25 protein-coding genes are annotated in these 23,611 nt (G+C 67.7%); 10 read left to right on the forward strand and 15 right to left on the reverse strand.

Annotated features, from left to right (window positions below):
- Positions 1-113: 113 nt before the first annotated feature.
- Positions 114-1,622, forward strand: coding sequence for a YifB family Mg chelatase-like AAA ATPase (locus PYV00_RS19950; protein WP_275230171.1), 1,509 nt, complete (start codon positions 114-116; stop codon positions 1,620-1,622).
- Between the two features lie 150 nt (positions 1,623-1,772).
- Here the strand turns inward: PYV00_RS19950 and PYV00_RS19955 are convergent, their stop codons facing one another.
- Positions 1,773-4,010 (reverse strand): transglycosylase domain-containing protein, encoded by a 2,238-nt coding sequence (locus PYV00_RS19955; protein WP_275230075.1) that lies wholly within the window; start codon positions 4,008-4,010, stop codon positions 1,773-1,775.
- A 179-nt stretch (positions 4,011-4,189) separates the two neighbouring features.
- A complete protein-coding gene (gene msrB / locus PYV00_RS19960) occupies positions 4,190-4,591 on the reverse strand; it encodes a peptide-methionine (R)-S-oxide reductase MsrB (protein ID WP_275230076.1) in 402 nt (133 codons plus the stop codon).
- 180 nt (positions 4,592-4,771) lie between these two features.
- Here msrB and PYV00_RS19965 point away from each other — a divergent pair, with 180 nt between their 5' ends.
- Positions 4,772-5,770 carry a CorA family divalent cation transporter gene (locus tag PYV00_RS19965; protein ID WP_275230077.1) on the forward strand — a complete coding sequence of 333 codons (999 nt, stop codon included), beginning with the start codon at positions 4,772-4,774 and terminating at the stop codon, positions 5,768-5,770.
- A 24-nt stretch (positions 5,771-5,794) separates the two neighbouring features.
- On the opposite strand, the gene PYV00_RS19970 is transcribed toward PYV00_RS19965, so the two are convergent.
- From PYV00_RS19970 to PYV00_RS19985, 4 genes are all read right to left on the reverse strand, one after another.
- Positions 5,795-7,552 (reverse strand): tetratricopeptide repeat protein, encoded by a 1,758-nt coding sequence (locus tag PYV00_RS19970; protein ID WP_275230078.1) that lies wholly within the window; start codon positions 7,550-7,552, stop codon positions 5,795-5,797.
- Between the two features lie 50 nt (positions 7,553-7,602).
- Complete coding sequence (locus PYV00_RS19975) at positions 7,603-8,049, reverse strand: NfeD family protein (RefSeq protein WP_275230079.1); 447 nt, start codon at positions 8,047-8,049, stop codon at positions 7,603-7,605.
- Positions 8,049-9,029 carry an SPFH domain-containing protein gene (locus tag PYV00_RS19980; RefSeq protein ID WP_275230080.1) on the reverse strand — a complete coding sequence of 327 codons (981 nt, stop codon included), beginning with the start codon at positions 9,027-9,029 and terminating at the stop codon, positions 8,049-8,051. Before PYV00_RS19980 ends, PYV00_RS19975 begins: the two co-directional genes overlap by 1 nt.
- A gap of 163 nt (positions 9,030-9,192) precedes the next feature.
- Positions 9,193-10,062 carry a dienelactone hydrolase family protein gene (locus tag PYV00_RS19985; RefSeq protein WP_275230081.1) on the reverse strand — a complete coding sequence of 290 codons (870 nt, stop codon included), beginning with the start codon at positions 10,060-10,062 and terminating at the stop codon, positions 9,193-9,195.
- Positions 10,063-10,158: 96 nt separating this feature from the next.
- Here PYV00_RS19985 and PYV00_RS19990 point away from each other — a divergent pair, with 96 nt between their 5' ends.
- Entirely contained in the window at positions 10,159-10,677 is a 519-nt protein-coding gene (locus PYV00_RS19990; RefSeq protein WP_275230082.1) for a beta-lactamase hydrolase domain-containing protein, read from the forward strand.
- Here the strand turns inward: PYV00_RS19990 and PYV00_RS19995 are convergent.
- The 3 genes from PYV00_RS19995 to PYV00_RS20005 are packed head-to-tail and all read right to left on the reverse strand — an operon-like array spanning position 10,658 to position 12,985.
- Entirely contained in the window at positions 10,658-11,056 is a 399-nt protein-coding gene (locus PYV00_RS19995) for a VOC family protein (protein ID WP_275230083.1), read from the reverse strand. The two genes, PYV00_RS19990 and PYV00_RS19995, sit on opposite strands and share 20 nt — an antisense overlap.
- A 43-nt stretch (positions 11,057-11,099) precedes the next feature.
- The gene (gene purU / locus PYV00_RS20000; RefSeq protein WP_275230084.1) at positions 11,100-11,954 is read right to left on the reverse strand and encodes a formyltetrahydrofolate deformylase; all 855 of its coding nucleotides are present in this window, start codon (positions 11,952-11,954) and stop codon (positions 11,100-11,102) included.
- 11 nt (positions 11,955-11,965) lie between these two features.
- Positions 11,966-12,985 (reverse strand): NAD(P)H-dependent flavin oxidoreductase, encoded by a 1,020-nt coding sequence (locus PYV00_RS20005; RefSeq protein ID WP_275230085.1) that lies wholly within the window; start codon positions 12,983-12,985, stop codon positions 11,966-11,968.
- Between the two features lie 138 nt (positions 12,986-13,123).
- Here PYV00_RS20005 and PYV00_RS20010 point away from each other — a divergent pair, with 138 nt between their 5' ends.
- From PYV00_RS20010 to PYV00_RS20025, 4 genes are all read left to right on the forward strand, one after another.
- Positions 13,124-13,585 carry a hypothetical protein gene (locus PYV00_RS20010; protein ID WP_275230086.1) on the forward strand — a complete coding sequence of 154 codons (462 nt, stop codon included), beginning with the start codon at positions 13,124-13,126 and terminating at the stop codon, positions 13,583-13,585.
- Between the two features lie 129 nt (positions 13,586-13,714).
- Positions 13,715-15,241 (forward strand): catalase, encoded by a 1,527-nt coding sequence (locus PYV00_RS20015; RefSeq protein ID WP_275230087.1) that lies wholly within the window; start codon positions 13,715-13,717, stop codon positions 15,239-15,241.
- A 155-nt stretch (positions 15,242-15,396) separates the two neighbouring features.
- A complete protein-coding gene (locus PYV00_RS20020) occupies positions 15,397-16,695 on the forward strand; it encodes an acetyl-CoA hydrolase/transferase family protein (RefSeq protein ID WP_275230088.1) in 1,299 nt (432 codons plus the stop codon).
- Positions 16,696-17,129: 434 nt separating this feature from the next.
- Positions 17,130-17,678, forward strand: a complete 549-nt coding sequence (locus tag PYV00_RS20025; RefSeq protein WP_275230089.1) for a YcxB family protein — start codon at positions 17,130-17,132, stop codon at positions 17,676-17,678.
- Between the two features lie 78 nt (positions 17,679-17,756).
- Here the strand turns inward: PYV00_RS20025 and PYV00_RS20030 are convergent, their stop codons facing one another.
- Together PYV00_RS20030 and PYV00_RS20035 are read right to left on the reverse strand one after the other, a co-directional pair.
- Positions 17,757-18,092, reverse strand: coding sequence for a GIY-YIG nuclease family protein (locus tag PYV00_RS20030; RefSeq protein WP_275230090.1), 336 nt, complete (start codon positions 18,090-18,092; stop codon positions 17,757-17,759).
- A gap of 17 nt (positions 18,093-18,109) precedes the next feature.
- Complete coding sequence (locus PYV00_RS20035; RefSeq protein WP_428981662.1) at positions 18,110-19,369, reverse strand: aspartate kinase; 1,260 nt, start codon at positions 19,367-19,369, stop codon at positions 18,110-18,112.
- 56 nt (positions 19,370-19,425) lie between these two features.
- On the opposite strand from PYV00_RS20035, the gene ubiG reads away from it, so the two are divergent.
- From ubiG to PYV00_RS20050, 3 genes are all read left to right on the forward strand, one after another.
- On the forward strand, positions 19,426-20,175 hold the full coding sequence (ubiG, locus tag PYV00_RS20040) for a bifunctional 2-polyprenyl-6-hydroxyphenol methylase/3-demethylubiquinol 3-O-methyltransferase UbiG (protein WP_275230091.1): 750 nt from the start codon (positions 19,426-19,428) through the stop codon (positions 20,173-20,175).
- A 71-nt stretch (positions 20,176-20,246) separates the two neighbouring features.
- Positions 20,247-21,296, forward strand: a complete 1,050-nt coding sequence (locus PYV00_RS20045; protein WP_275230092.1) for an NAD(P)H-dependent amine dehydrogenase family protein — start codon at positions 20,247-20,249, stop codon at positions 21,294-21,296.
- Positions 21,289-21,717 carry a nuclear transport factor 2 family protein gene (locus tag PYV00_RS20050; protein WP_275230093.1) on the forward strand — a complete coding sequence of 143 codons (429 nt, stop codon included), beginning with the start codon at positions 21,289-21,291 and terminating at the stop codon, positions 21,715-21,717. The genes PYV00_RS20045 and PYV00_RS20050 overlap by 8 nt, the downstream gene beginning before the upstream one ends.
- Here PYV00_RS20050 and PYV00_RS20055 read toward each other — a convergent pair whose 3' ends face one another.
- Genes PYV00_RS20055 through PYV00_RS20070 form a run of 4 tightly spaced genes read right to left on the reverse strand, consistent with a single transcriptional unit; the run spans position 21,718 to position 23,493 of the window.
- Positions 21,718-22,233, reverse strand: coding sequence for an ATP-binding protein (locus tag PYV00_RS20055; protein ID WP_275230094.1), 516 nt, complete (start codon positions 22,231-22,233; stop codon positions 21,718-21,720).
- Entirely contained in the window at positions 22,230-22,859 is a 630-nt protein-coding gene (pnuC, locus tag PYV00_RS20060; RefSeq protein ID WP_342803830.1) for a nicotinamide riboside transporter PnuC, read from the reverse strand. Before pnuC ends, PYV00_RS20055 begins: the two co-directional genes overlap by 4 nt.
- On the reverse strand, positions 22,838-23,185 hold the full coding sequence (locus tag PYV00_RS20065; RefSeq protein ID WP_275230095.1) for an arsenate reductase: 348 nt from the start codon (positions 23,183-23,185) through the stop codon (positions 22,838-22,840). Before PYV00_RS20065 ends, pnuC begins: the two co-directional genes overlap by 22 nt.
- On the reverse strand, positions 23,182-23,493 hold the full coding sequence (locus PYV00_RS20070; RefSeq protein ID WP_275230096.1) for an antibiotic biosynthesis monooxygenase family protein: 312 nt from the start codon (positions 23,491-23,493) through the stop codon (positions 23,182-23,184). The genes PYV00_RS20065 and PYV00_RS20070 overlap by 4 nt, the downstream gene beginning before the upstream one ends.
- Positions 23,494-23,611 lie beyond the last annotated feature (118 nt).

A 23,611-nucleotide genomic window follows, 5' to 3' on the forward strand; every position in this document is an offset into this window, starting at 1 on the left:
AAAGGGTTAACCCTCCATTTTGGATAGATTCCGCGAAGGCGCCCGGCTATCGACCATGGATCGCTGGCAGAATGGGGCGCGGCGCGAGCCCCGGCAGCATGGAAGGGGCGAACGTGGTCGCGCTGGTATCGACAGTGGCCTATCTTGGGCTTGAGGCGCGCAGCGTCGAGGTGCAGTGCCAGATCGCGCCGGGCCTGCCCGCCTTCGCGCTGGTCGGCCTGCCCGACAAGGCGGTGGGCGAAAGCCGCCAGCGCGTGAGCGCCGCGCTCACCGCGATGGGGCTGGCGCTGCCGCCCAAGCGCATCACGATCAACCTTTCGCCCGCCGATCTGCCCAAGGAAGGGTCGCACTACGACTTGCCGATCGCGCTGGCGCTGCTGGCCGCGATGGGCGTCTGCGATGCCGAGCAGCTCGCCGATTTCGTCGCGGTGGGCGAGCTGGCGCTGGACGGGCGGGTGATCCCCTCGCCCGGCGTGCTGCTGGCCGCGCTTCACGCCAGCGCTTGCGACAAGGGGCTGATCTGCCCGGCCGCGCAAGGATCGGAAGCGCGCTGGGCCGATGGCGTGCCGGTGCTGGCCGCGCCCAACCTGGTCAGCCTGCTCAATCACCTGAAAGGCACGCAAGTGCTGCCCGTGCCCGAGCCGGGCCGGGCCGATCCGCCCGAGCGCGGGCCGGACCTCAAGCAAGTGAAAGGGCAGGAAACCGCCCGGCGCGCGCTGGAGATCGCGGCGGCGGGCGCGCACAACCTGCTGATGATCGGCCCGCCCGGCGCGGGCAAGTCGCTGCTGGCCAGTTGCCTGCCTGGCGTGCTGCCCGAACTGACGCCGGCCGAGGCGCTGGAAGTGTCGATGGTCGCCTCGGTCGCCGGCACGCTGGTCGATGGCCGGATCAGCCGCGCGCGGCCTTACCGCGCGCCGCACCATTCGGCCTCGATGGCGGCGCTCACGGGCGGGGGCCTGAAAGTGCGGCCGGGCGAGGTCTCGCTGGCGCACCTGGGCGTGCTATTCCTTGACGAGCTGCCCGAATTCCAGCGCGCGGTGCTCGATTCGCTGCGCCAGCCGCTGGAAACCGGCGAAGTCACGGTGGCGCGGGCCAATGCCCATGTCACGTATCCGGCCCGCGTCCAGCTCGTCGCGGCGATGAACCCGTGCCGCTGCGGCCATCTGGGCGATCCGGCGCTGGCTTGCAGCCGCGCGCCCCGCTGCGCCGCCGATTACCAGAGCAAGGTCTCCGGCCCGCTGCTCGACCGGATCGACCTGCATGTCGAGGTCGATCCGGTCAGCGCCGCCGACCTGGCCTTGCCCCCGCCGACCGAAGGCTCGGCCGAAGTCGCCGCGCGGGTGCGCGCGGCGCGCGCGATCCAGACCGCGCGGCTGGCCGGAACCCGCCTGCGCACCAATGCCGAACTCGATGGCGACTTGCTCCAGGCCCACGCCACGCCCGACGACGCCGGCCGCAAGCTGCTGATGCAGGCGGCCGAGGCCCTGCGGCTATCGGCGCGCGGCTATACCCGGATGCTGCGCGTGGCGCGCACCATCGCCGATCTGGCCGGCGTGGAGACCGTCGGCCGCATCCACGTCGCCGAGGCCCTGAGCTATCGCCGCCAGCCGCCCCGCGCCTGAGCGGCTCTAGGACCGATCGCCATTCAAAAGATGGCGTGCCGAAAATGGGGGTTTTTCGTGACCCGGAGCGCAGCGTACTAACAGTACGTGAGCACCGGAAGCACGGAAAATCGCCATTTGCAGGCCGTCAGGGCTGAATGTCGATCGGTCCTAGTTCGGCGCGCCCGCGGCGGCCGAAGGCCGGCTCGCCACCGGCGCGGCCTGCCCGCGCGTGACGGTCGGCGGGCGAGTCACGGTCGGAGGGCGCTGGCCGGATGCGGGGCCGGCCGTCCCTGGGCGCGGCGCGGCGCGCAGGCCGGGATCGGGCTGGTTGCCCCGGCCGGTCGCGCGGTCGAGGAAATCCTCGCTGGCGGCGGGCGGCGGCGCGCCGGCGGTGCCCGGCCCCTCGCTGCCGTCCTCATAGCGCGGCGGGCCCGATGCGGGGCCGGTGCGCGCGGCGCCATCGGCGGTGCCCGGCTCGATCATGTTGCCGTTCTCATCGACGTAGTAATAGTCGTCGGGATTGCCCATCATGTATTCGTCGTCGGGTTCGAGCTGCCATTCGGGCAGCTTGAGTTCGGTATCGAACTTCTCCACCGGCCGGTTCTTGACCGCATAACGCATGAACGCGGCGAAGGCCTGCGCCGGCGCGCGTCCGCCCTGCAGGCCGGGCACGGCCTTGGCATCGTCGCGCCCCATCCACACGCCGGTGGTGATGCCGCTGGAAAAGCCCAGGAACCAGCCGTCCTTGTTCGAAGTGGTGGTGCCCGTCTTGCCCGCGACCGGACGGCCGATCTGCGCCGCGCGGCCGGTGCCGATGGCCACCGCCGATTGCAGCAGGTCGGTGATCCCGGCCGCGACATGCGGGGGCACCAGCACTTGCCCGCGCGTACTGCGGTGCTGGTAGAGCAGCTTGCCGCCGGTCGTCTCCACCTTGACGATGCCGTAAGGCTCGATCGAGGTGCCGCCCGCCGAAACCGCCGCGAAAGCGCGCGTCATGTCGATCAGCCGGACATCGGAAGTGCCCAGCACCATCGAGGGTACTGTGGTGATCGGCGTGGTGATGCCGAAGCGGCGGGCCATGGCAGCCACCGTGCCGAAGCCCACTTCGTTGCCCAGGCTCGCCGCGACGGTGTTCTTCGAATAGGCGAAGGCCGATCGCACGTCGATCTCGCCGGCGAAAGTGCCGCCCGAATTGTGCGGGCTCCAGCCCTCGATCGTCACCGGCTCGTCATGCACCTTGTCGTCGGGCTTGTAGCCGGCTTCCAGCGCGGCAAGATAGACGAACAGCTTCCAGGCCGAACCGGGCTGGCGCACCGCGTTGGTCGCGCGGTTGTAGTTGGAATTGACGTAATCGGTGCCGCCCACCATCGCCAGCACCGCCCCGTCGCGATCCATGCTGACGAGCGCGCCTTGCGCCCCGCCGGGCACGTTGGCCTTCACCGCCGATGTCGCCGTCTGCTGCATCCCCACGTCCAGCGTGGTCCACACTTCCAGCGGCTCGCTGGTTTCGGGCAGCAGCAGGTCAAGCTGCGGCAGTGCCCAGTCGGTGAAGTAGCGTACCGAGTTCTGGTTGCCTTCCTTGGCGATCTTCACGGTCGACAAGTCGATCGCGGCCGCCTCGGACGGGTCGATCACGCCATTTTCGGCCATGACCCCCAGCACCACCTCGCCCCGCGCGATCGCGGCCTTGACGTCGGCGGTGGGCGAATAGTTCGACGGCGCCTTGACCAGCCCGGCGATGATCGCCGCCTCGGGCGTGGACAGCCCGGCGGCGGGATGGCCGAAGAACTTGCGGCTGGCCGCGTCGATGCCATAGGCGCCGCCGCCGAAATAGACCTTGTTCAGATAAAGCTCCAGGATCTGGTCCTTGCTGAACTTGCTTTCGAGCGCCAGCGCCAGCACGCCTTCGCGCACCTTGCGGCCGAACGTGCGGTTGTTGTTGAGGAAGATGGTGCGGGCAAGCTGCTGGGTGATGGTCGATCCGCCCTGCTTCCACCGTCCGGTCTCGACCCGCACCATGACCGATCGCACCATGCCGATCGGGTCCACGCCGAAGTGCTGGCGAAAGCGCCGGTCCTCCACCGAGACCATCGCGTCCTTCATCACTTGCGGGATCTGGCCATAAGGCATCCAGCGCCCATAGCTGGGCCCGAGCGAGACCAGTTCCGTCCCGTCGCGCGCGCGCACGACGATCATCTGCCCGTTCTGGCTGCTCTTGAGATCGGCGAAAGTGGGCAACTCGCGCGCCGTCATGTAGACCGCGCTGCCCAGGAAGATCGCGCCCAGCAGCGCCAGCGCGAAGCCCCACACGAAAATGGCGCGGAGCGCGCGGCGCCAGAACGGCTTCCTGCGCGGTTCGGGGGAACGGTCCGCCCCTGCGCGGCGCCGGCCGGAATTGGATGGCATTCCTAGGTACGCACCCCTGTGACGGACAACTCGATCCGGTTGCTATCTACGCCCTGCATTGGCGAATTGTAACCCGCGCTTAACGAAGCCGGGACGATTTCCCCGAGCCTTTTCCGATCGCTGGCGGAAAGGGCCGGAGCCACGCCCCGGCAACGGCCGGAATCTCGCGGCCGGCTTGCTCAATCCTCCTTCGGCGCGAAATCGAGCGCGGCCGAATTGATGCAATAGCGCAGGCCCGTGGGGCCAGGGCCATCGGGGAAGACATGGCCCAGGTGCCCTTCGCAGGTGGCGCAGCGCACTTCGGTGCGGACCATGCCATGGGTGGCGTCGCGATGCTCGTCCACCGCGCCCGGCTCGACCGGGGCGGTATAGCTCGGCCAGCCCGAGCCCGAATTGTACTTGGTGTCTGACGAGAACAGCGGCGTGCCGCAGCCGGCGCAAAAGTACATGCCGGCCTGCTTGTTCTTCTCGTACTTGCCGGTGAAGGCCCGCTCGGTCCCGGCTTCGCGCAGGATGTGGTACTGTTCGGGGTTGAGCTTATCGCGCCATTCGGCATCGGTCAGGTCAAGCTTTTCGGTCATCCGTGGGTCTCCTCGCGGCGGCGGAATGGGGGCGATGGCGAATATGGGCACGCGCCGCGCGGCAGGCAAGCGGGCAGCGCCTTGCCGGCCTGCGCGGCCGCTGCGCGCAAGGCGGTGCAAGGCCGATCCGGTTCTGCTAGGATGCCCGCCTGGGGCATCGCGAGAGCCACGCGCATGGGCATGACTGACGAGAGGATGGCCGGCGGCGGCGCAAGCGTGCCGGCGACCGGCCCGGGCCTGATCTGGGGCATAGACTTCGCGCCCGGCGAACGGCGCGACGTGGAAAACTGCAACAGCCCGCATCGCGGCTTCCTGCGCTGGCTGCATCTCAACCTTGCCGATCACGGCACCCGGCTGTGGATCGAAACCACGCCCGAGTTGCCGCAGGGCGCGCGCGAAGTGCTGCTGTCGCAGGATTCGCACCAGCGCGCGCTGGTCGAACGCAAGACGGTGGCCTGCGTGCTCCACGATTTCGAGCGTGATTTCGACGTGCGCGATACCGGCCGGGTGGGCGCGCTGCGCGTGGCGCTGACGCCGACGCTGATCGTTTCGGCGCGGGTGCACCCGATCGGCTCGGCCGATATCACCCGGCGGCGGCTGGACGCCATCGACACGGTGGACGGCCCGGCCCGCGCGCTGGACCTGATCGTCAGCGCGATCCTTGAGAACATCGGCCGCGTCATCGCCAGCCTTTCCGCCGAAGTGCAGGCGGCCGAAGACGCGCTGATCGACGAGCGGCATGTGCCCAGCGGCCGCCGCCTGCTGGAAATCCGCCGCCGGCTGGCCCAACTTCACCGGATGCTGGAAGGCACCCACGGCGTGCTCCACCGGCTGGAGTTGGACCATGACCTGCCGCACGAGATGCTGCCCACCGCCGAAAAGCTGGCCCAGCGCGTGCAAGGCGTCGATGGCGACACGCTGAGCGTGACCAACCAGTTGCGCCTGCTGCGCGACGAGCTGGATCACCAGCAGAACCAGAAGATCAACCAGAACCTGTTCCTGCTTTCGGTGATGACCGCGCTGATGCTGCCTTCCACGCTGGTGACGGGCATCTTCGGCATGAACACGGGCGGCTTGCCCCTTACCGGCCATTTCGGCACGCTGGGGGCGACGCTGATCGCCATCGGCGCGGCGGGGGCGACATACCTGTTCCTGAAGAGCCAGGGCTTCTTCCGGTAGGTTCGACGCGCTTGCGCGGCTGCATCAGCCTCTCGGGCGGGCGGGCGCGAACAGAGCCCGCGCGGCGTCCTTCTCCGGCGAATCATAGCCGCCGTGCAGCACCGGACCAAGCACCTGGCGCGCCAGATCGCCCCGGCCCTGCCGGACCAGCTCCGCGCCCAGATAGAGCCGGGGCGCGGGCGCGGCCGGAACCTGGCGCGCCACTTTCGCCATGCCCAGCATCGCCTGTTCCGGCACGGGCTCGCCGGCTTTGGCGAAGCTCTGGAAATAGGCGATCAGGGGCAGCGGCGCATCGCCGTCAAGCGCGATGGCCCGCTCGATCGTCTGGCGCGCGGCGGCCAGCGCCTGCGGACGGTTCGCCGCCGGGCCAGCGATGGCCGCATCGGTCAGGGCCATGCCTTTCCAGGCCAGCGCCTCCACGTTGTCCGGCGATCCGGCCAGCACGCTTTCGGCAAGGGCAAGGCATTCGCGCGGATTGCCGGCGCGGCATTCGGCCTCGGCCGCGAACAGGACCGCGGCGCCATCGCGCGGGAACTGCGCCGCCTTTTCGCGCACCTGGGCCAGCCACTGCGCGCGATCGCGTGTCTCGCCCGCCGGCATGGTTCCGGCCGGGCTCGCCGAGGCAGCGGCGGGGGCAAGCCGCGTGCCGATCTCGATCCGGGCGGCGATCATCGCCGCGTCGCTGAACGAAAGCGGGGTGATCTCCGGCTCGTCGCCGGGCCCTTGCGGCCGCTTGGTGCGGGCATAGGCCAGCGGCCTCGCGGCATAGGAGGCGATTTCGCGCTGCAGCTTGCGCATGTCGCCAAAGACGGCGGCCGCCTCCGCCAGCGGCGTGCCCTGGCGGACCGCCGCCATATAGCGCGCGAACTGATCGCGCCGCTCGGGCTTCAGGTCGGCGTAGAGGAAGTAATGCGCCAGCAACCACGCATGATAAGGCGTCCAGCGCATCTGCGGGGGCGGATTCTCCAGATACCGCCCGGTCAGGACATCGCCCACCCTGAGATCGCCGTAGGAGCGGAACGCCTCCTTGTAGCCGATCGGCGGACGCGCATAATCGGCCGATCCGTCGGATCGCACCGCAAAGGTGGAGAACAGCGCGCCGATGCCATCGAGATACCAGCGCGGATAGGCCGCCGGCACATAGGTCAGGATGAAATGCTGCGCGAAGGCGGAATAGAGCACGCCTTGCCAGGTCCTGACGATCGGGGGATGATTGGGATAGGGAAAGCAGGTGAGCGCCCCCATCGCCAGCTGGTCTTCACAATCGCGCGAGCGGGCGATCACCGTATTGAGATTGACGATCTGGTCGCTGCGCGAGGCGGCCAGCACATCGCCGCCCTCGCGCGGGTCATAATAGCGCTGGCCCACGAACGAGGTCGCGTAAGGCCCTTCGGCCGACCGCAGGTTGCGAAGACCCATCTGGGTGAAGAATTCCGTCGAATCGAACAGCGTCACTTGCAGCTTGGCGGTATCGTCGGCGGTCTGGCCCTGCCGATAGAGCCGCGACATGAGGCGATAGAGCGCTTCAAGATCGATGGCGACACGCCGCAGCTCGGCTTCGCCGCCATCGCTGAAGACCACGACATGCTCGGTTTCCGCCCGTTTCCAGGCGCTTTTCTTCTCGGTCGATCCCTCGACCACGATCTCGGGCCCGCCCGCCTGCCGGGCGGGCAAGTCCGCCGCCAGGGCCGCCGGTGCGATCAGCCACAGGCACAAGGCCGCGACCAGGCCGCGGGCCCGGGAGGAGCGGCGCAGCAGCGTTCGTGCAGGAGCGGGTGTCACGGCACGATGCGGCTTGCCCGCCGCGCTTTGCCGCAAGGCCGCCGCCGGTCTCAGGCGACCGGCTCCACCATCAGCACCACGCCATCGTGCCCCGCGACGCGCAGCCGCGTACCGGGCACGGCATCGGCGCCTTTGGCCAGCCATTCGCTGTCGCCCAGCCGCACGCGGCCCGATCCCCCTTCGATCGCCTGCGTGACGACGACCATCTCGCCCACCACGCGCTCGCCCCGCTGGTTCATCTTGGGATCGGCGGAAACGACCGGGTGATCGCGCAGGAAGCGCCGGCCGGTGAACACGGCGATGATCGAAAGCACGGCGAACATCACGATCTGCAACGGCAACGGGATCGGCACGAACCACGAAAGGAGCCCGGTTATCAGCGCCGCACCGGCCATCCAGATCAGGAAGACGCCGGGAATCGCCATTTCGGCGACCGCCAGCACCAGCCCGATCGCCAGCCATGCGTAATGCGGCTGCAGATCGAACAGGCTGTCCATCACTGGCCTCCGGGTGCCGTCGGCGGCACGCCGGGCTGCGGCGCGCGGCGCGGCGGGGCCGGGGGCGGGCTGGACGGTCCGCCCAGCGCTTCCTTGGCAAGCTCGCCGATGCCGCCCAGCGTGCCGATCAGTTGCGTCGCCTCGACCGGGAACAGGATGGTCTTGGCATTGGGCGAAGTGGCGAAGGCGGCCACCGCCTCGGTATATTTCTGCGCGATGAAGTAGTTGATCGCCTGGCTGCCCGATTCGGCGATCGCCTGGCTGACCATCTGGGTGGCGCGCGCCTCCGCCTCGGCCTCGCGCTCGCGCGCCTCGGCATCGCGGAAGGCGGCTTCGCGCCGGCCCTCGGCCTGGAGGATCTGGCCCTGCTTCTCACCCTCGGCGCGCAGGATCTCGGACGCGCGCATACCTTCGGCTTCCAGGATCTGGGCGCGCTTCTCGCGCTCGGCCTTCATCTGCCGGGCCATCGCGTTCGAGATGTCGAGCGGCGGGCGGATGTCCTTGATCTCGATGCGGGTGATCTTCACCCCCCAGGGCGAAGTCGCATGGTCGATCACCGAGAGCAGCTTGGCGTTGATCTCGTCACGCTTCGACAATGTCTCGTCCAAGTCCATCGAGCCCATCACCGTGCGCAGGTTGGTGGTGGTCAGCGCCATGATCGCGTTGAACAGGCTGGAAACCTCATAGGCCGCCTTGCCCGCGTCCAGCACCTGGAAGAACACCACCGCGTCCACGCCGACCATGGCATTGTCCTTGGTGATGATCTCCTGCCCCGGAATGTCGAGTACCTGCTCCATCATGTTGACCTTCTGGCCGACCCGGTCGACGAACGGGATGATGAGGTGCAGGCCCGGCGTTGCCGCCAGCGAATACTTGCCCAGCCGCTCGATCGTGTAGACATAGCCCTGCCGGACGACGCGCACGCCCATCATCAGGAACACGACGACGACGGCGACCAGCGCAATCAGAAATCCGCCCATCAATCCACTCCTCCAACGTGCCGGAAATTCTAGCGTCCGGGGGGCGGGGGGCAAGCGAATCCGCTCAGGCGCCCAAGGATTTCAGGCAATGCGGCGATCCGTGACCAAGCAGTGACGGCAAAGCGGTCTGGAAAGGCGCGTTTGCATGCATTGCGCCACACGCTCAGAGCTTTTCGAACAGGGCCACCATGCGCTGCCACGCCTTGTCCGCCGCGACGGGATCCCACGAAGGCGAATCCGGCACGCACCAGCCATGGTCGGCGGGATAGACCTCGATCTCGGCGGGGCGGCCGGCGCCATCGGCGGCCTTGCGCAATTCGTCCTTCGATGCGGGATCGCGCGCGTCATCGTTGCGGGCGATGGCGAACAGATAGGATGCCCCGGTGGCGGCCAGCATGCGGTGCGGGCTGTCGGGCGCCGGAGTGACGAGCCCGGCCCCGTGGAGCGAGGCCGCCGCGCCGACCCGGCCGGGCACCGCCGCGGCCGTGCGCACGGTGAACGGCCCGCCCATGCAATAGCCGTTGCTGCCGATCCTGCGTTTCGCGTCCACCGCCCGGTCGCCATCGAGGAAAGCGACGAAGGCCCTGGCATCGCGCGTGATCGCCTCGGGCGTCAGGGCTTCGCGCAGCGGGGCGATCTTCGCCTGACCTTCGGGCGTGCGGTATTCGGAAAAGCTCTGCATCACCGGCGCCGGTCCGCCGCGATAGTACTGGTTGACCACCAGCACCGCGTGCCCCTCGGCCGCGAGCTTGCGCGCCATCACCTTGAAGGCTTCGCGCAGGCCCGCGATATCCGGCCACATGATGATGCCCGGATGCGCGCCTTTCGCCGGGTGGACGAAGAAGGCATCGGCCACGCCATCGGCGGTGGTGATCTCCACCGTGCGTTCGCGCAGTTCGCCGGCATCGCCCGATCCCATGCGCGCGCAGCCGGCCAGCGCCGCGCTGGCGCCCAGCGCGGCGAATTCGCGCCGGCTCAGACCCATGCGCGCCAGCGCCGCCGCCTCGGCACTCTCGGTGAAGTCGTCACACATCGGCGTCCTCCGGTCTTGCCTTGTCCGCTTACGGGGTTAGCGAAGGGAAAACCGCGCGGCCAGCGTTTGGTTCGCACGCTCGAAGGAATTTCGCGCATGGGCCCCGACCCGGAAGACCCCGACCTGGAAGACCCCGACCCGGAAGACATCGCCTGCTGGCAACGGATCGACGCGCGGCTGACCACCTCGGGCCGGCTGAAGGAAAGCGACGTCGCCCGGCTCGCCGCGATCGGGGTGGAGCGCGCGATCAACCTGGCGCTGGACGATTCGCCCGGCGCCCTGGTGGGCGAGGCGGCGCTGATGGCGCGCGCGGGCATTGCCTATACGCAGATCCCGGTGCCGTTCGATGCGCCGGACGAAGCGCATTTCGCCGCCTTTCGCGCGGCGATGGAAGCGGCCGGCGATGCCGTGGTCCATGTCCACTGCATCATGAACTGGCGCGTCTCGGCCTTTCTCTACCGCTATCACCGCGAGGCTCGCGGCATGGCCGAGGACGAGGCGCGCGCGCTGATGGAACGGCATTGGTCGCCCGGAACGAGCACGCACAAGGACGCGCCGGCCTGGGCCGCGTTCATCGCGGCGGCCGCGCCCGCGCTCAATCGCCCGCGAAGTTGAGTTCCAGCACCACGTTGTCGGGATCGGTGACGAAGACCTGGCGCAGCGTGCCGAACTGGCGATCGTTGACCCGGTGCGGCACGCCCAGTTCCGCGCAGCGGCGCACCATCCCGGCAAAGTCCGAACAGGCGAGCGCGACATGGTCGATCGCGCCGGTGGTGCCATCGCGCGCGCCCAGCGCGCCGTGGCGTAGCGGGTTGTGCTTCTGCACGTGGATGATCGGCAGGCCGCCTTCGTCACAGATCCACCGCCCGTCGAAGCCGGCCGGCATGTTGGGGATCGTCTCGGCCTTCATGCCCAGGACCGTCTCGTAGAATGCGACCGTCCGATCGAGATCCCCGGCGACGATATTGACGTGGTTGAGCCCTTCGACCTTCATCCGCTTGTCTCCCGTGGGCTTTGCGCCCTTTTTCGGGCGCCGCTCAGCTCCTGAACACGACCGTCCTCGTCCCGTTGAGCAGGACGCGGTCCTCCAGGTGCAGCCGCACCGCCTCGGCCAGCACGCGCCGTTCGATGTCGCGGCCCTTGCGGACCAGTTCCTCGGGCGAATCGGCGTGCGTGATCGCTTCGACATCCTGATGGATGATCGGCCCCTCGTCGAGATCGGCGGTGACGTAGTGCGCCGTCGCGCCGATCATCTTCACCCCGCGCGCGTGCGCCTGGTGATACGGCTTGGCCCCCTTGAAGCCGGGCAGGAACGAGTGGTGGATATTGATGCAGCGGCCCGAAAGGAACGACGCCATCTCATCCGAGAGGATCTGCATGTAGCGCGCCAGCACGACCAGCTCGGCCCGGGATTCCTCCACGATGGCGCGGACCTGGGCTTCCTGCGCGGCCTTGGTCTCCTTCGTCACCGGCAAGTGGTGGAACGGGATGTCGCCGATCAGCAGGGTGTTGACCGCGTCGCGCGGATGGTTGGATACCACGCCGACCACGTCCATCGCCATCTCGCCGATGCGCTGGCGATAAAGCAGGTCCGCCAGGCAATGGTCGAACTTCGATACCAGCACCAGCACCCGGCGCGGCCGGTCGCGCCGCAGCATCGACCAGGCCATGCCGTATTCGTGCGCGATCGGGCCGAAGCCCTCGCGGATTTCCTCGCGGTCGGTGACGCGCGGATCGAAGGCGACGCGCATGAAGAACTTGTTCTCGGCCAGGTCGTTGAACTGCTGCGCCTCGATGATGTTGCAGCCCGCCTGCGCGAGATAGCCGGTGACGCGCGCGACGATGCCGGGACGATCGGCGCAGGAAAAGGCCAGGATCAGCGGTTCGGCCATGACGCGTCCCCTCAGGCCGCGACGCGCTGTGAGAGCGCGGCCTCGGCCTCGGCCATCAGCGCGGCGATGATATCGGCCACAGGCTCCTCGCGCGTCACCATGCCGACCGACTGGCCGGCCATGACCGAGCCGCTCTCGACATCGCCCTCGATCACCGCGCGGCGCAACGCGCCTGCCCAGAAATGCTCGATCCGAAGCTGCGCCTCGCCCATGTCCACCTCGCCCGCATCGAGCAGCTTGGCCACCTCGATCTGCTTGGCGGTGAACTCCTCGGTGCCCTTGTTCTTCAGCGCGCGCACCGGGATCACCGGCAGGCGCGGATCGACTTGCACCGAAGCGACGGCATCGCGCGCCGAGGCGCGGAAGAAGGCCTTCTTGAAATCGGCATGGGCAATCGATTCGGCGGCGCAGGCAAACCGCGTGCCCAGCTGCACGCCGGCCGCGCCCATTTCCAGATAGCCGGCGATCGCCTCGCCCCGGCCGATGCCGCCGGCCACGAACACGAGATGGTCCGCCGCCAGTTCGGGCAGGATTTCCTGCGCCAGCACCGAAGTGGAGACCGGGCCGATGTGCCCCCCCGCCTCCATCCCCTCGATCACCAGCGCGTCCGCACCCGAGCGCAGCAGCTTCTTGCCCAGCGCCAGCGTGGGCGCGAAGCAGATCACCCTGGCGCCCGAAGCCTTGATCGCCTCGACGCTGCCCTTGGGCGGAATGCCGCCGGCCAGCACGACGTGGCTGACCTGGTGCCGGGCGCAAACCGCAATCAGATCGAACAGTTGCGGGTGCATGGTGATCAGGTTCACGCCGAAGGGCTTGCCGGTCAGCGCCTGCGTCCCGGCGATCTCGGCATCAAGCAGTTCGGGCGTCATCGCGCCGCAGGCGATCACGCCGAAGCCGCCGGCATTGCTGATCGCCGAGACCAGGTTGCGTTCCGAAACCCAGGACATCGCGCCGCACAGGATCGCGTACTCGCTGCCGAGAAACTCGGTTCCGCGCGCCATCAGCGCGGAGGTTTTCCTGAATTCGGCCATCAATGCTCCATACCCTTGCCCAAACCGGCCTGTGCGCCTTAGGATGGGCGCACGTCGCGGGCAAGGGATTGGCTGGGGCGCGAAACGGGGGTGTCGCCGCCCGATAGCGGCGACCATCGGCTGCGGGAGCCGTGGGTGATGAGCGAGAGCCAACCGGGCAAGGCCGCCACGCAAGGGCCCGCCCTGCTGATGGGATTTGCCGCCGGCACGTTCGCGACGGTGGCCGGGCTGGGCTTCGGGGCCTTCCTGCCGACCGACCCCGGCGATCCGGCACGCGTGGGATCGCCCGCGCCGCGCGCGTTGCCGGCCCACGCGGACGAGACCCTGCTCCACCTGGAAATCGGCGCGGCGCTGCTCGCCACCGCGATCGACAGCGGCCAGATCGAACGCGCCGATATCGCCGCCGGCCTCGACGGGCTGGGCGCGCTGTTCGACGATGCGAACCCCGCATTGCCCGCCGATGTCAGCGAAAGCGTCAAGGCGCGCCTCGATGCGATGCGCGCGAACATGGACGCGCTCGATCCCGCCGCCGCCGCGCGGGAAGCGCGCATGTTGCATGTGCTGCTGAAGGCCCGGCGGGCCATGGGCGGGCCGTCATGATCGCGCGGGAGCGGAAATGCCGTCCCGGTGATCGCCTGCGCCGATCAGTCTGACAAGTGCAATCGGTTTTCCCAGACAGAGGCCCCCGCGTAATGTTGCCCTACCGACTTCATCGAGAGGATTGATACCATGGACCAATCGAACTCCGCCGACGGCAAGTGTCCCTATGCGCCGGGCACCACGCCGCTGACCACCGCGTTCGGCGCGCCGGTTCCCGATAACCAGAACAGCCTCACCGCCGGTCCGCGCGGGCCGCTGCTGTCGCAGGACGTCTGGCTCAACGAGAAGCTGGCCAACTTCGTGCGTGAAGTGATCCCCGAGCGGCGGATGCACGCCAAGGGCTCGGGCGCGTTCGGCACGTTCACCGTGACCAATGACATCAGCCGCTACACCCGCGCGAAGATCTTCTCGGAAGTCGGCAAGCAGACCGAGATGTTCGCGCGCTTCACCACGGTCGCCGGCGAGCGCGGCGCGGCCGATGCCGAGCGCGACATTCGCGGCTTCGCGCTGAAATTCTATACCGAGGAAGGCAACTGGGACATGGTCGGCAACAACACGCCGGTCTTCTTCCTGCGCGATCCGAGGAAGTTTCCCGATCTCAACAAGGCGGTGAAGCGCGATCCGCGCACCAACCTGCGCAGCGCCACCAACAACTGGGACTTCTGGACGCTGCTGCCCGAAGCCTTCCACCAGGTGACGATCGTCATGTCCGATCGCGGCATTCCGAAGAGCTACCGCCACATGCACGGCTTCGGCAGCCACACTTATTCGTTCTACAACGATGCCGGTGAACGCTTCTGGGTGAAGTTCCACTTCATCACCCAGCAGGGCATCGCCAACCTGAGCGACACCGAGGCGGGCGCGCTGGTCGGCGGCGACCGCGAATCGCACCAGCGCGACCTCTATGACGCGATCGAGCGCGGCGAGTTCCCGAAATGGAAGATGTGCATCCAGGTCATGCCCGAGGCCGAGGCGGAGACGTATCGCTTCCACCCGTTCGATCTCACCAAGGTGTGGTACAAGGCGGACTATCCGCTGATCGAGGTGGGCGAGTTCGAGCTGAACCGCAATCCCGAGAACTTCTTCATGGACGTGGAGCAAAGCGCCTTCGCGCCTTCGAACCTGGTTCCGGGCATCGGCGTCTCACCCGACAAGATGCTGCAGGCGCGGCTGTTCAACTATGCCGATGCGCAGCGCTATCGGCTGGGCGTCAATTACCACCAGATCCCGGTCAACGCCGCGCGCTGCCCGGTGTTCAGCAACCACCGCGACGGTTACGGCCGGATGGACGGCAATTACGGCGGCCGCCCGCATTACGAGCCGAACAGCTTCGGCCAGTGGCAGCAGCAGCCCGATTTCCGCGAGCCGCCGCTGAAGATCCGGGGCGATGCCGATTTCTGGAACTATCGCGAGGATGACGACGATTACTTCACCCAGCCGCGCAAGCTGTTCCAGCAGATGAGCCCGGCGCAGCAGCAAGTGCTGTTCGAGAACACCGGCCGCGCCATGGGCGACGCCCCGGCCTTCATCAAGCAGCGCCACATCGACAACTGCACGCGCTGCGACCCGGCCTATGGCGAAGGTGTCGCCCGGGCGCTGGGCATGGCGGCCAAATCGCCCGACGAGCTGCCGACCCAACCCGAACTGACGAGCTGACCGATCCGTCCGCCGCGCCGGCTTCCCTCACGGCCCGGCGGACGAAACCCCGCTCCCGCTTGGCCGGGGGCGGGGTTTTCCCCATCCGTATCGGGCCTGATATCCGCACGCCGATGCCTTGATAATATCGCGGCCAGATGGAAAAGCGCGCGGCCATGGATATTCACGAAATCTACCGATCGAAGCTGTGCACGCCAGACGAGGCGGCGCGGCTGGTGCCGTCCGATTCCCACGTCGCGATGGGCATGGCCGTGGCCGAGCCGCCGGCGCTGCTGGCCGCGCTCGCGCGCCGGATCGAGGCGGGCGACCTTTCGGGTATGCGCCTGTGGTATTTCCATTCGATGGCCCACGCCGCGCAAAGCGTGCTGAAGCGCGAGCTTCTGGGCAAGGTGCGGCCGCACTGCATGTTCCTGAGCGGCGTCGAACGCGCGCTGGTGAAGGCGGACCCGGCCGCGGCCGAAGCGCTGATCGACTTCGTGCCCACTGCCTTCAGCGCATCGCCGCAAGTGCTGCGCGAGGAAATCGCGCTCGATACATGCGTCACCATGGTCTCACCGATGGGCAAGCACGGCTATTTCACCTTCGGCACCGCCAACGACTACACCGGCGCGGCGGCGAAGGCGGCGAAACGGCTGATCGTGGAGGTCAATCCGCTGATGCCGCGCGTCTTCGGCGAATCGCCGCTGCACGTCAGCGAGGTCGACGCGATCGTCGAGCATCGCTCTCCCCTGCTCGAAGTGGCCGAGCATGCCGCCTCGGCCGAGGACGAGCGGATCGCGGAAATCATCGCGGAAATGATCGACGACGGCGCCTGCCTGCAGATGGGCATCGGCAACCTGCCCGCCGCCGTCTGCCGCCGGCTGGCCAACCGCAAGAACCTGGGCATCCACACCGAATTGCTGACGCCGGCGCTCGCCAGCCTGATGAACTGCGGCGCCGCCAACAACCGGCGCAAGACCACGTTCCCGGGGCGCGGCGTGTTCACTTTCGCGATGGGCGATACCGCGTTTTACGAGTGGCTGGACGACAACCAGGCGGTCTATTCGCTGCCGGTGGACGTGGTGAACGATCCGCGCCACATCGCCAAGAACGACCATGTCGTCTCGGTCAACGCGACGCTGCAAGTGGACCTGTCGGGCGCCTGCAATTCGGAGCACATGCTGGGGCACCAGTATTCGGGCTCGGGCGGCCAGCTCGATTTCGTGCGCGGCGCCAATGCCTCGAAAGGCGGCATCTCGATCATCGCCTGCCATTCCACCGCGAAGAACGGCACGGTCAGCCGCATCGTCCCACAGCTCGACGGCCCGGTGACGACCCCGCGCAACGATGTCCACTGGATCGTCACCGAGCACGGCGCCGCCTGCCTGCGCGGCAAGACCCTGCGCGAACGGGCCGACGCGATGATCGCGCTGGCCCACCCCAAGTTCAGGGACGAACTGGCGCGCGCGGTCTGATTTGGTAGGGGCGAGGCGGCCTCAATAGAGGGCGTCCTTCCCCTTTGGACAAATACATCTTTCCTGGCCATCCCGGGCTCGATCCGGGATCCCGCTTATCTTCGCTGCATCGGCAAAAAAGGCAGCGGGGCCCCGGGCGAGGAATGGGCTTATGTGTTCGACCATAATCCCTAAGAAGAGCGTGGACGCAGTGCCGCGTTGGGGCGGATAGTCAGCTTCTCCTAGGCGGCGCGTGGGCAATTTCAGCCATTGATTATGACGGCTCTGGGCGAAGTGATCCGATAACTTAAATGGCGGAAAAATAGAGGTGAGCGGGCGCTAAGATCATGCACTCCCTTGCCCTTCATCGGTCAGCCTGGAGGGCAGCGATGGAGGGATGATGCAGCCGGCGTACATTGCTGCTATTTGCTTCGGAACCGCCCCGGAGGGATACGATGGAAGCAACAGGTATTCTGATTGCTGGGGAAAGCACTACCGCGATGGCCTATATCAAGGCCCGACGGGGTGTGTCTCCACGCCAGATAAAGCTCCTTCTTTTGGTTTGCATGTTAGCCGTTGGCATCCCGGTTGGGGCAGGGGCTTCGGGCTCATGGCTTGCTGCCGCAATTTCGGTCGAGTTCGCTTTTCTCGGCCTCGGTGTAGGCGTGCTGATAGTCCAGAGACTGGCGGGACCTTCAATGCGGAAGGCCCTCGCCGCGCGTGGACAGGCATACGAGCAAGCTCTCACGCTCCGCATAACACCTGAGGCCTTGGTCTATGATCTGGCGGATTTGACGATGACCGCTCGCTGGCCTTGCGTCACAGACCTCTATCAAACCCGCAAGTATTGGGTTTTTCTGGTCCAAAGCAGCGCTATGGTCCTTCCGCGTCGCTTCTTCACAACTCCCGAAGCTGAACGTGATTTCATCGTCGAAGCCACATCGCGGATGACGGACGCTGCACGCGCGAGAAGTCCAGACGCAGCAAAGTTTGTTGGCAATTAGAACAGCTTTGCCAAGGTCTGGGATGCTGGCGTGTTCGGAACGGCGACTGATAGCCACTGCCGAACTTGCCCACACCGCCTAGATCGCCTGCGCCGCCAGTTTCTCGACCCAGGCGGCATGGCGGTTCTTGAGCTCGCGCTGGAGCGACAGGCCCAGTTCCTCGCCGTCCAGTTCCTCCAGCACTTCGAATGTGAAGGCATCGGCGCCATGCGCATTCCAGGCCTGTTGCAGCGCGGGGAAGCTGGATGCGCCTTGCCGAAGCTGGAAGCGCACGCGGTTCTCGATCGTGGCGATGTCGGGCGCGCGCCCGACCCACACCTGCCCGGTCGGCCCGCAGCGCAGCGCGTAGACGCCAGCCGTGACCTTGCGTTCGCGGTAGGCGGAGGCCGCCTGCTTGCGCCCGGCGCGGTCCATGGCGGCGCGCCCGGCCCTCAGGCCGCCGCGTCCATCCCGTAGGCGGTGTGGAGCACGCGGACGGCCAGTTCGGTCTCGTCCTCGTCGATCAGGACCGAGACCTTGATCTCGCTGGTCGAGATCGCCTGGATGTTGATCCCGCGATCGGCCAGCGTCTTGAACATCGTGCTGGCCACGCCCGCATGGCTGCGCATACCGACGCCCACGACGCTGATCTTGGCGACCTTGTCGTCGCTGATCATGCGGTAGTAGCCGATCTTGTCCTTGCGGTCCTCAAGGATGGCGAGCGTGCGCACCAGGTCCGCCTTGGGGGCGGTGAAGGTCACGTCGGTCTCGCCCTTGCCCTTGGCGACGTTCTGGATGATCATGTCGACGTTGATGTTCGCCTCGGCCAGCGGGCTGAAGATCGAGGCGACGGCGCCCGGCCTGTCGGGCACGCGCGTCAGAGTGACTTTCGCCTCGTTCTTGTCGGCGGCGATGCCGGTGATCAGCTGGCGTTCCATGTCGCTTCCTTCCAGTTCCTCGTCGCTGACGATCATCGTGCCCGGCAGGTCATCGGCCGGCGGCGCGCTCTCGTCGATGAACGAGGAGAGCACCTGCACGCGCACGCCTTCCTTCATGGCCAGGCTGACCGAGCGGGTCTGCAGCACTTTCGAGCCGACCGAGGCCAGCTCCAGCATTTCCTCGTACGTGACCAGCGGCAGCTTGCGCGCCTTGGCGACGATGCGCGGGTCGGTGGTGTAGACCCCGTCGACATCGGTGTAGATGTCGCAGCGATCGGCCTTCACCGCCGCCGCCACCGCCACCGCCGACGTGTCCGAGCCGCCCCGGCCCAGCGTCGTCACCCGGCCGCTGGGCGCCATGCCCTGGAATCCCGGGATCACCGCGATCTCGCCCGATGCCATCGAAGCGATCAGCGCTTCGGAGTCGATCTCCTCGATCCGCGCCTTGGCGTGCGCGTCGTCGGTGCGGATCGGCAATTGCCAGCCCAGCCACGAACGCGCCTTGCAGCCCATCGCCTGCAGCGTCAGCGCGAGCAGGCCCGAAGTCACCTGCTCGCCACTGGCGACCACCACGTCGTATTCGGCCGGATCGTACAGCGCGTTGGCCTCGCGGCAGAAGCCCACCAGCCGGTCGGTCTCGCCCGCCATGGCCGAAACCACCACCGCCACTTCGTGCCCGGCGGCCTGCTGGCGGCGCACGATATTGGCCACGCGCCGGATGCGCTCGGTGCCGGCCATCGAAGTGCCGCCGAATTTCATCACGATGCGGGCCAAGGCGCCTGTGCTCCCTGTCAGTGGATTAGAGTCGGGCGCGCTGTTAGGGGTAGGCCATGACGAATGCAACCATGACCGAGCCGGCCGGCGTGCCGACGATCCGCCCCGAGGAAGCCACCCACTTCGGCAAGCTGGCCGCGCAGTGGTGGGATGCCACCGGCTCATCGGCCATGCTCCACCGGCTGAACCCGGTGCGGCTGGCCTTCATCCGCGAGGCGATCGACGCGCATTTCGCCGCCGATCCGGCCAGCACCAGGCCGCTGGCCGGCCGCCGCGCGCTCGATGCCGGCTGCGGCGCGGGCCTTTTGTGCGAGCCGCTGGCGCGGATGGGCGCGGCCGTGACCGGGATCGACGCGGCTGCGGAAAACATCGCCGCCGCGCGCGCCCATGCCGAGGGGATGGGCCTGGCCATCGATTACCGGCACGGCGAAGTCGGCGCGCTGGCGCCGGGCGGATTCGATCTGGTCTGCGCGCTCGAAGTGATCGAGCACGTCGCCGACAAGGCCGCGTTCCTCGCCGCGCTGGCCGCCGCGCTGGCGCCGGGCGGGCTGATGGTGCTGTCCACGCCCAACCGCACGCCGCAAGCCAGGCTGCTGCTGGTCGAGGCGGCGGAACGGCTGGGCCAGGTACCGCGCGGCACGCATCACTGGCGCGATTTTGTCACGCCCGAGGAACTGTGCGAGCTGCTGGCCGACGCCGGCCTGGAAATGGGCGAGCCACGCGGCATCTCGTGGTCGCCCGCCAGGGGCCTGCACCTTTCGGACAACATGGCGCTCAACTACATCGTCACCGCCACGCCGGTCTGATTCATGTCCCCATAAGGGAACTTCCGCGCGCTCCCGGATCGGGCGACCATGCGAAAAAACGGGAGAGAGAGATGGACAAGCTGCGCGTCATCCAATGGACCACGGGCAAGGTCGGCAAGCTCACGCTGCGCGCGATCCTTGACGATCCGCGCCTTGAGCTGGCCGGGGTCTACGCCTGGTCCGATGCCAAGCGCGGCACCGACGCGGGCGAGCTGTGCGGCCGCCCGGCCACCGGCATCGCGGCGACCAACGATATCGACGCACTGATCGCGCTGGGCGCCGATGCCGTGCTCTATACCCCGTTCGAGGCCGATCTGGATCAGGCGATCCGGCTGCTCGAAGCCGGGCTCGACGTGGTCAGCACCAACCTGTTCCTCAATGTCGGGGGCATTCATGGCGAGGTGAAGGAGCGGCTGGAAGCGGCCTGCCAGCGCGGCGGCAGTTCGCTTTACATCACCGGCATCAATCCGGGCTGGATCAATTCGGTGACCGCCGCGCTCACCGCGATCTGCCGCGATGTCGAATCGGTCTCGCTGACCGAATCGGCCGATTGCTCGGTCTACGAATCGGTGGAGACCTGGGGCTTCCTTGGCATGGGCGAACCGGGCGGCGCCACGCCCGAGCTGATGGAGCGCGCGCGGGCCTGGCTGATCCTGTTCCGCGACGCGGTGGAACGCATCGGCGCGGCGCTGGGGCTGGACTTCGACGAGATCGAGTTCTTCTGCGAATATGCGACCGCGGCCGAGAAGGTCGATCTCGGCTGGTTCTGCATGGAACAGGGCACCAACGCGGCGCTGCGCGGCGGCTGGAACGGCAAGGTGGGCGGCAAGACCGCGGTCAACCTCACGGTGGTGTGGTACCTGACCAAGCAGCTGGCCGAAGGCTGGGCGATCGACGACGACCAGTATCACATCGTCATCACCGGCGAGCCGAGCCTGGATACGCGGATGCGGATCACGCCGGCGGCGCACTGGAAGAACCACGATTGGGACACGATGACCGCGCTTCCCGCCGTCAGCGCCGTGCCGCAGATCAAGGCCGCGCGCGCCGGCGTGCTTGGCATCCTTGACGTGGGCCTGCCGCACGCGCCGATGGGTGACTGGATCTCGGCGCGTGGCTGAAGGCAGCCCCGCGATGGACCACGCGGCGATGAAGCAGGCCGCGCGCGATTTCCTGGTCGCCATCGGCCGCCGCGACACCGCGCGGATCGACGCGCTGCTGCACCCGGAAGCGACCTACTGGGTCCTCGGCAAGCCGCACCTGTTCTCGTGGGCGGGCGAGCGCGACCGTGCCACGTTCATGCAATGGGCGGCCACGCCGACGATCTTCGTCGATGGCGGCGCGAAAGTGACGTTCGGCGAAGCGACCGCCGAGGGCGACCGGGTCGCGCTCGAATCGACCAATATCGGCGTCACGCCCGACGGGCGGACCTATACCAACGCCTATCATCACCTGTTCACCTTCCGCGACGGGAAGATCCTGAAAGTGAAGGAATACCTCGATACCCAATCGGCGGCGGAGTTCTTCTCGCGGCCCGGCTGATCAGCCCGCGTCGAGCAGGGCGGCGATCGCGGCCCGGGCCTGCGCCGCGCGCTCGTCCCAGCCGCCGGCGATGCGGGTGAACGGCACGCCGGCGCGCACCAGCATGGCCTCGGCGATCGTGGCGAAGCGGGCACGCTCGGCATCGGTGCCGAAAAAACGGGTGCCGTCTTCCACCCAGGGCACGTCGGGCGAGAACAGCAGGTAAAGGTCGGCCTTGGGGTAGGACAGCAGCACCTCGGGCACCGCGCCGAACAGCATCTGCGCCCAGGCCGCGGTCATGAGCTGATCGGTATCGAGCAGCAGCACCGGGGGTGACAGCGCTTCGGCGGCGCGATTGGCCGCATCCTGCCCCTCGGCAATGGCGAGCAGGTCCGCCATGGTGAGGTCGGTGCCGTGCTCCTCGCAATATTGCCGGCCATATTCGGGTATCCAGGGCCAGCCGCATTGCGCCTGGAGTTGCGCCGCCAGCACCGACTTGCCGGTGCTTTCCGCCCCGTGGAGGCAGACCCGGATCACGCCCCGATCGGCTCCGGTTCCTTGTCGGCGGCGTGGACCCATTCGCGCAGGCCGATCAGCGACATCACCAGCATCCCGCCATAGAGCCCGGCCGTGGGATAGAGCCCGCGATTGATGTAAAGCCCGATCGCGGCCACGTCGATCAGCACCCACAGCACCCAGTTCTCCACCCGGCGGAACGCGAGCAGGAGCTGCGCGGCGACACTCGCCCCGGCGATCGCCGAATCGGCATAAGGCATGGTCGCATCGGTGAAACGGTGCATCACCCAGCCCAGGTTGACGCTGATCGCCGCCGTCACCACGATCCAGACCGCGCGGCTGAAATTGTCGAGCCAGCGCACCGGCACCCGGCTGTCTTCTCCGTCGACCTTCACCCACAGCCACCAGCCGTAGATCTGCGCGAGGACGAAGAACACCTGCAGCCCGGCCTCGGCGTAGAGCCGCTCCTTCCAGAACACGAAGATGTAGAGCCCGACCATGACGATGCCGAACGGATAGTTGTAGACGCTGCGCCAGATCAGCAGCGCGATATTGATTACGCCGAAGCCGGCGGCGGTCCATTCCAGGATCGCCATCTGCTCCTCGAACGTCATCGCCGCGAAGTTCATGACAGCGCCGTCTCCCACTCGGCTTCCTTGAAGCCCACCAGCAGCCCGCCCGGATATTCGACCACCGGCCGCTTGATGCACGAAGGGTTCGCCGCCATCACCGCGACCGCCTTGTCGGCATCGAGCCCCTGCTTGTCGGCATCGGGCAGCTTGCGGAACGTGGTGCCGGCGCGGTTCAGCACCTTTCCCCAGCCCGCCACATCGACCCAGCCGGCGATCCGCGCGGGATCGGCGCCCTGTTTCTTGTAATCATGGAATGCGTAAGCCACGCCCCTGGCATCCAGCCACTTGCGCGCCTTCTTCACGGTATCGCAGTTGGGAATTCCATAGACGGTCACGCTCACGGGGCGGGCCTTTCGAAGCGGTGGATACGCGGGTTGTCGCAGGCGAACAGGGTATAGTCCTGATAGTATCCGGCCCGCCCCTTGCCCTGCACCGGAGCGTGCTCGGCATGGCGGCCCCAGGCCCGGGCCGAGGCTTCGTCCGCCCATTCGGAGATCGCCACGACTTCGCCGTCCTCGGCGGTGTAGCTCTTGAACGCCAGATAGCCCGGCTGCGCGCTGGCCAGCGCGGCCATCCGCGCCGCATCGGCGGCATAGGCGGCGGCATCGAGATCGGCGCGCTTGCGATTGCGGAAGACGACAAGGAACATCGGGGAGGGACATAACCGAAGTTCTCCCGCCTGCGAAGATATCCCTGTCGCCCAGGCGCGTCAGCCGGCGCGCGCGCCTTCACGCCCTCTCACGCTGGACAAACCGGGCCGGGCGCGA

It is taken from the genome of Novosphingobium album (ex Liu et al. 2023), from assembly GCF_029076845.1.
GTDB lineage: Bacteria > Pseudomonadota > Alphaproteobacteria > Sphingomonadales > Sphingomonadaceae > Novosphingobium.

Coding starts and splice junctions, on each gene's coding strand:
- msrB (WP_275230076.1), bottom strand. CDS start 4,591: ATGACCGAAAAGCTTGACCTGACCGATGCCGAATGGCGCGATAAGCTC.
- PYV00_RS20045 (WP_275230092.1), top strand. CDS start 20,247: ATGGACAAGCTGCGCGTCATCCAATGGACCACGGGCAAGGTCGGCAAG.
- PYV00_RS19990 (WP_275230082.1), top strand. CDS start 10,159: ATGGGCCCCGACCCGGAAGACCCCGACCTGGAAGACCCCGACCCGGAA.
- PYV00_RS19955 (WP_275230075.1), bottom strand. CDS start 4,010: ATGCCATCCAATTCCGGCCGGCGCCGCGCAGGGGCGGACCGTTCCCCC.
- PYV00_RS20015 (WP_275230087.1), top strand. CDS start 13,715: ATGGACCAATCGAACTCCGCCGACGGCAAGTGTCCCTATGCGCCGGGC.
- PYV00_RS19985 (WP_275230081.1), bottom strand. CDS start 10,062: ATGTGTGACGACTTCACCGAGAGTGCCGAGGCGGCGGCGCTGGCGCGC.
- ubiG (WP_275230091.1), top strand. CDS start 19,426: ATGACGAATGCAACCATGACCGAGCCGGCCGGCGTGCCGACGATCCGC.
- PYV00_RS20025 (WP_275230089.1), top strand. CDS start 17,130: ATGGAAGCAACAGGTATTCTGATTGCTGGGGAAAGCACTACCGCGATG.
- PYV00_RS19975 (WP_275230079.1), bottom strand. CDS start 8,049: ATGGACAGCCTGTTCGATCTGCAGCCGCATTACGCATGGCTGGCGATC.
- PYV00_RS19965 (WP_275230077.1), top strand. CDS start 4,772: ATGACTGACGAGAGGATGGCCGGCGGCGGCGCAAGCGTGCCGGCGACC.
- purU (WP_275230084.1), bottom strand. CDS start 11,954: ATGGCCGAACCGCTGATCCTGGCCTTTTCCTGCGCCGATCGTCCCGGC.
- PYV00_RS20020 (WP_275230088.1), top strand. CDS start 15,397: ATGGATATTCACGAAATCTACCGATCGAAGCTGTGCACGCCAGACGAG.
- PYV00_RS20010 (WP_275230086.1), top strand. CDS start 13,124: ATGAGCGAGAGCCAACCGGGCAAGGCCGCCACGCAAGGGCCCGCCCTG.
- PYV00_RS20070 (WP_275230096.1), bottom strand. CDS start 23,493: ATGTTCCTTGTCGTCTTCCGCAATCGCAAGCGCGCCGATCTCGATGCC.
- PYV00_RS20030 (WP_275230090.1), bottom strand. CDS start 18,092: ATGGACCGCGCCGGGCGCAAGCAGGCGGCCTCCGCCTACCGCGAACGC.
- PYV00_RS20005 (WP_275230085.1), bottom strand. CDS start 12,985: ATGGCCGAATTCAGGAAAACCTCCGCGCTGATGGCGCGCGGAACCGAG.
- PYV00_RS19980 (WP_275230080.1), bottom strand. CDS start 9,029: ATGGGCGGATTTCTGATTGCGCTGGTCGCCGTCGTCGTCGTGTTCCTG.
- PYV00_RS19995 (WP_275230083.1), bottom strand. CDS start 11,056: ATGAAGGTCGAAGGGCTCAACCACGTCAATATCGTCGCCGGGGATCTC.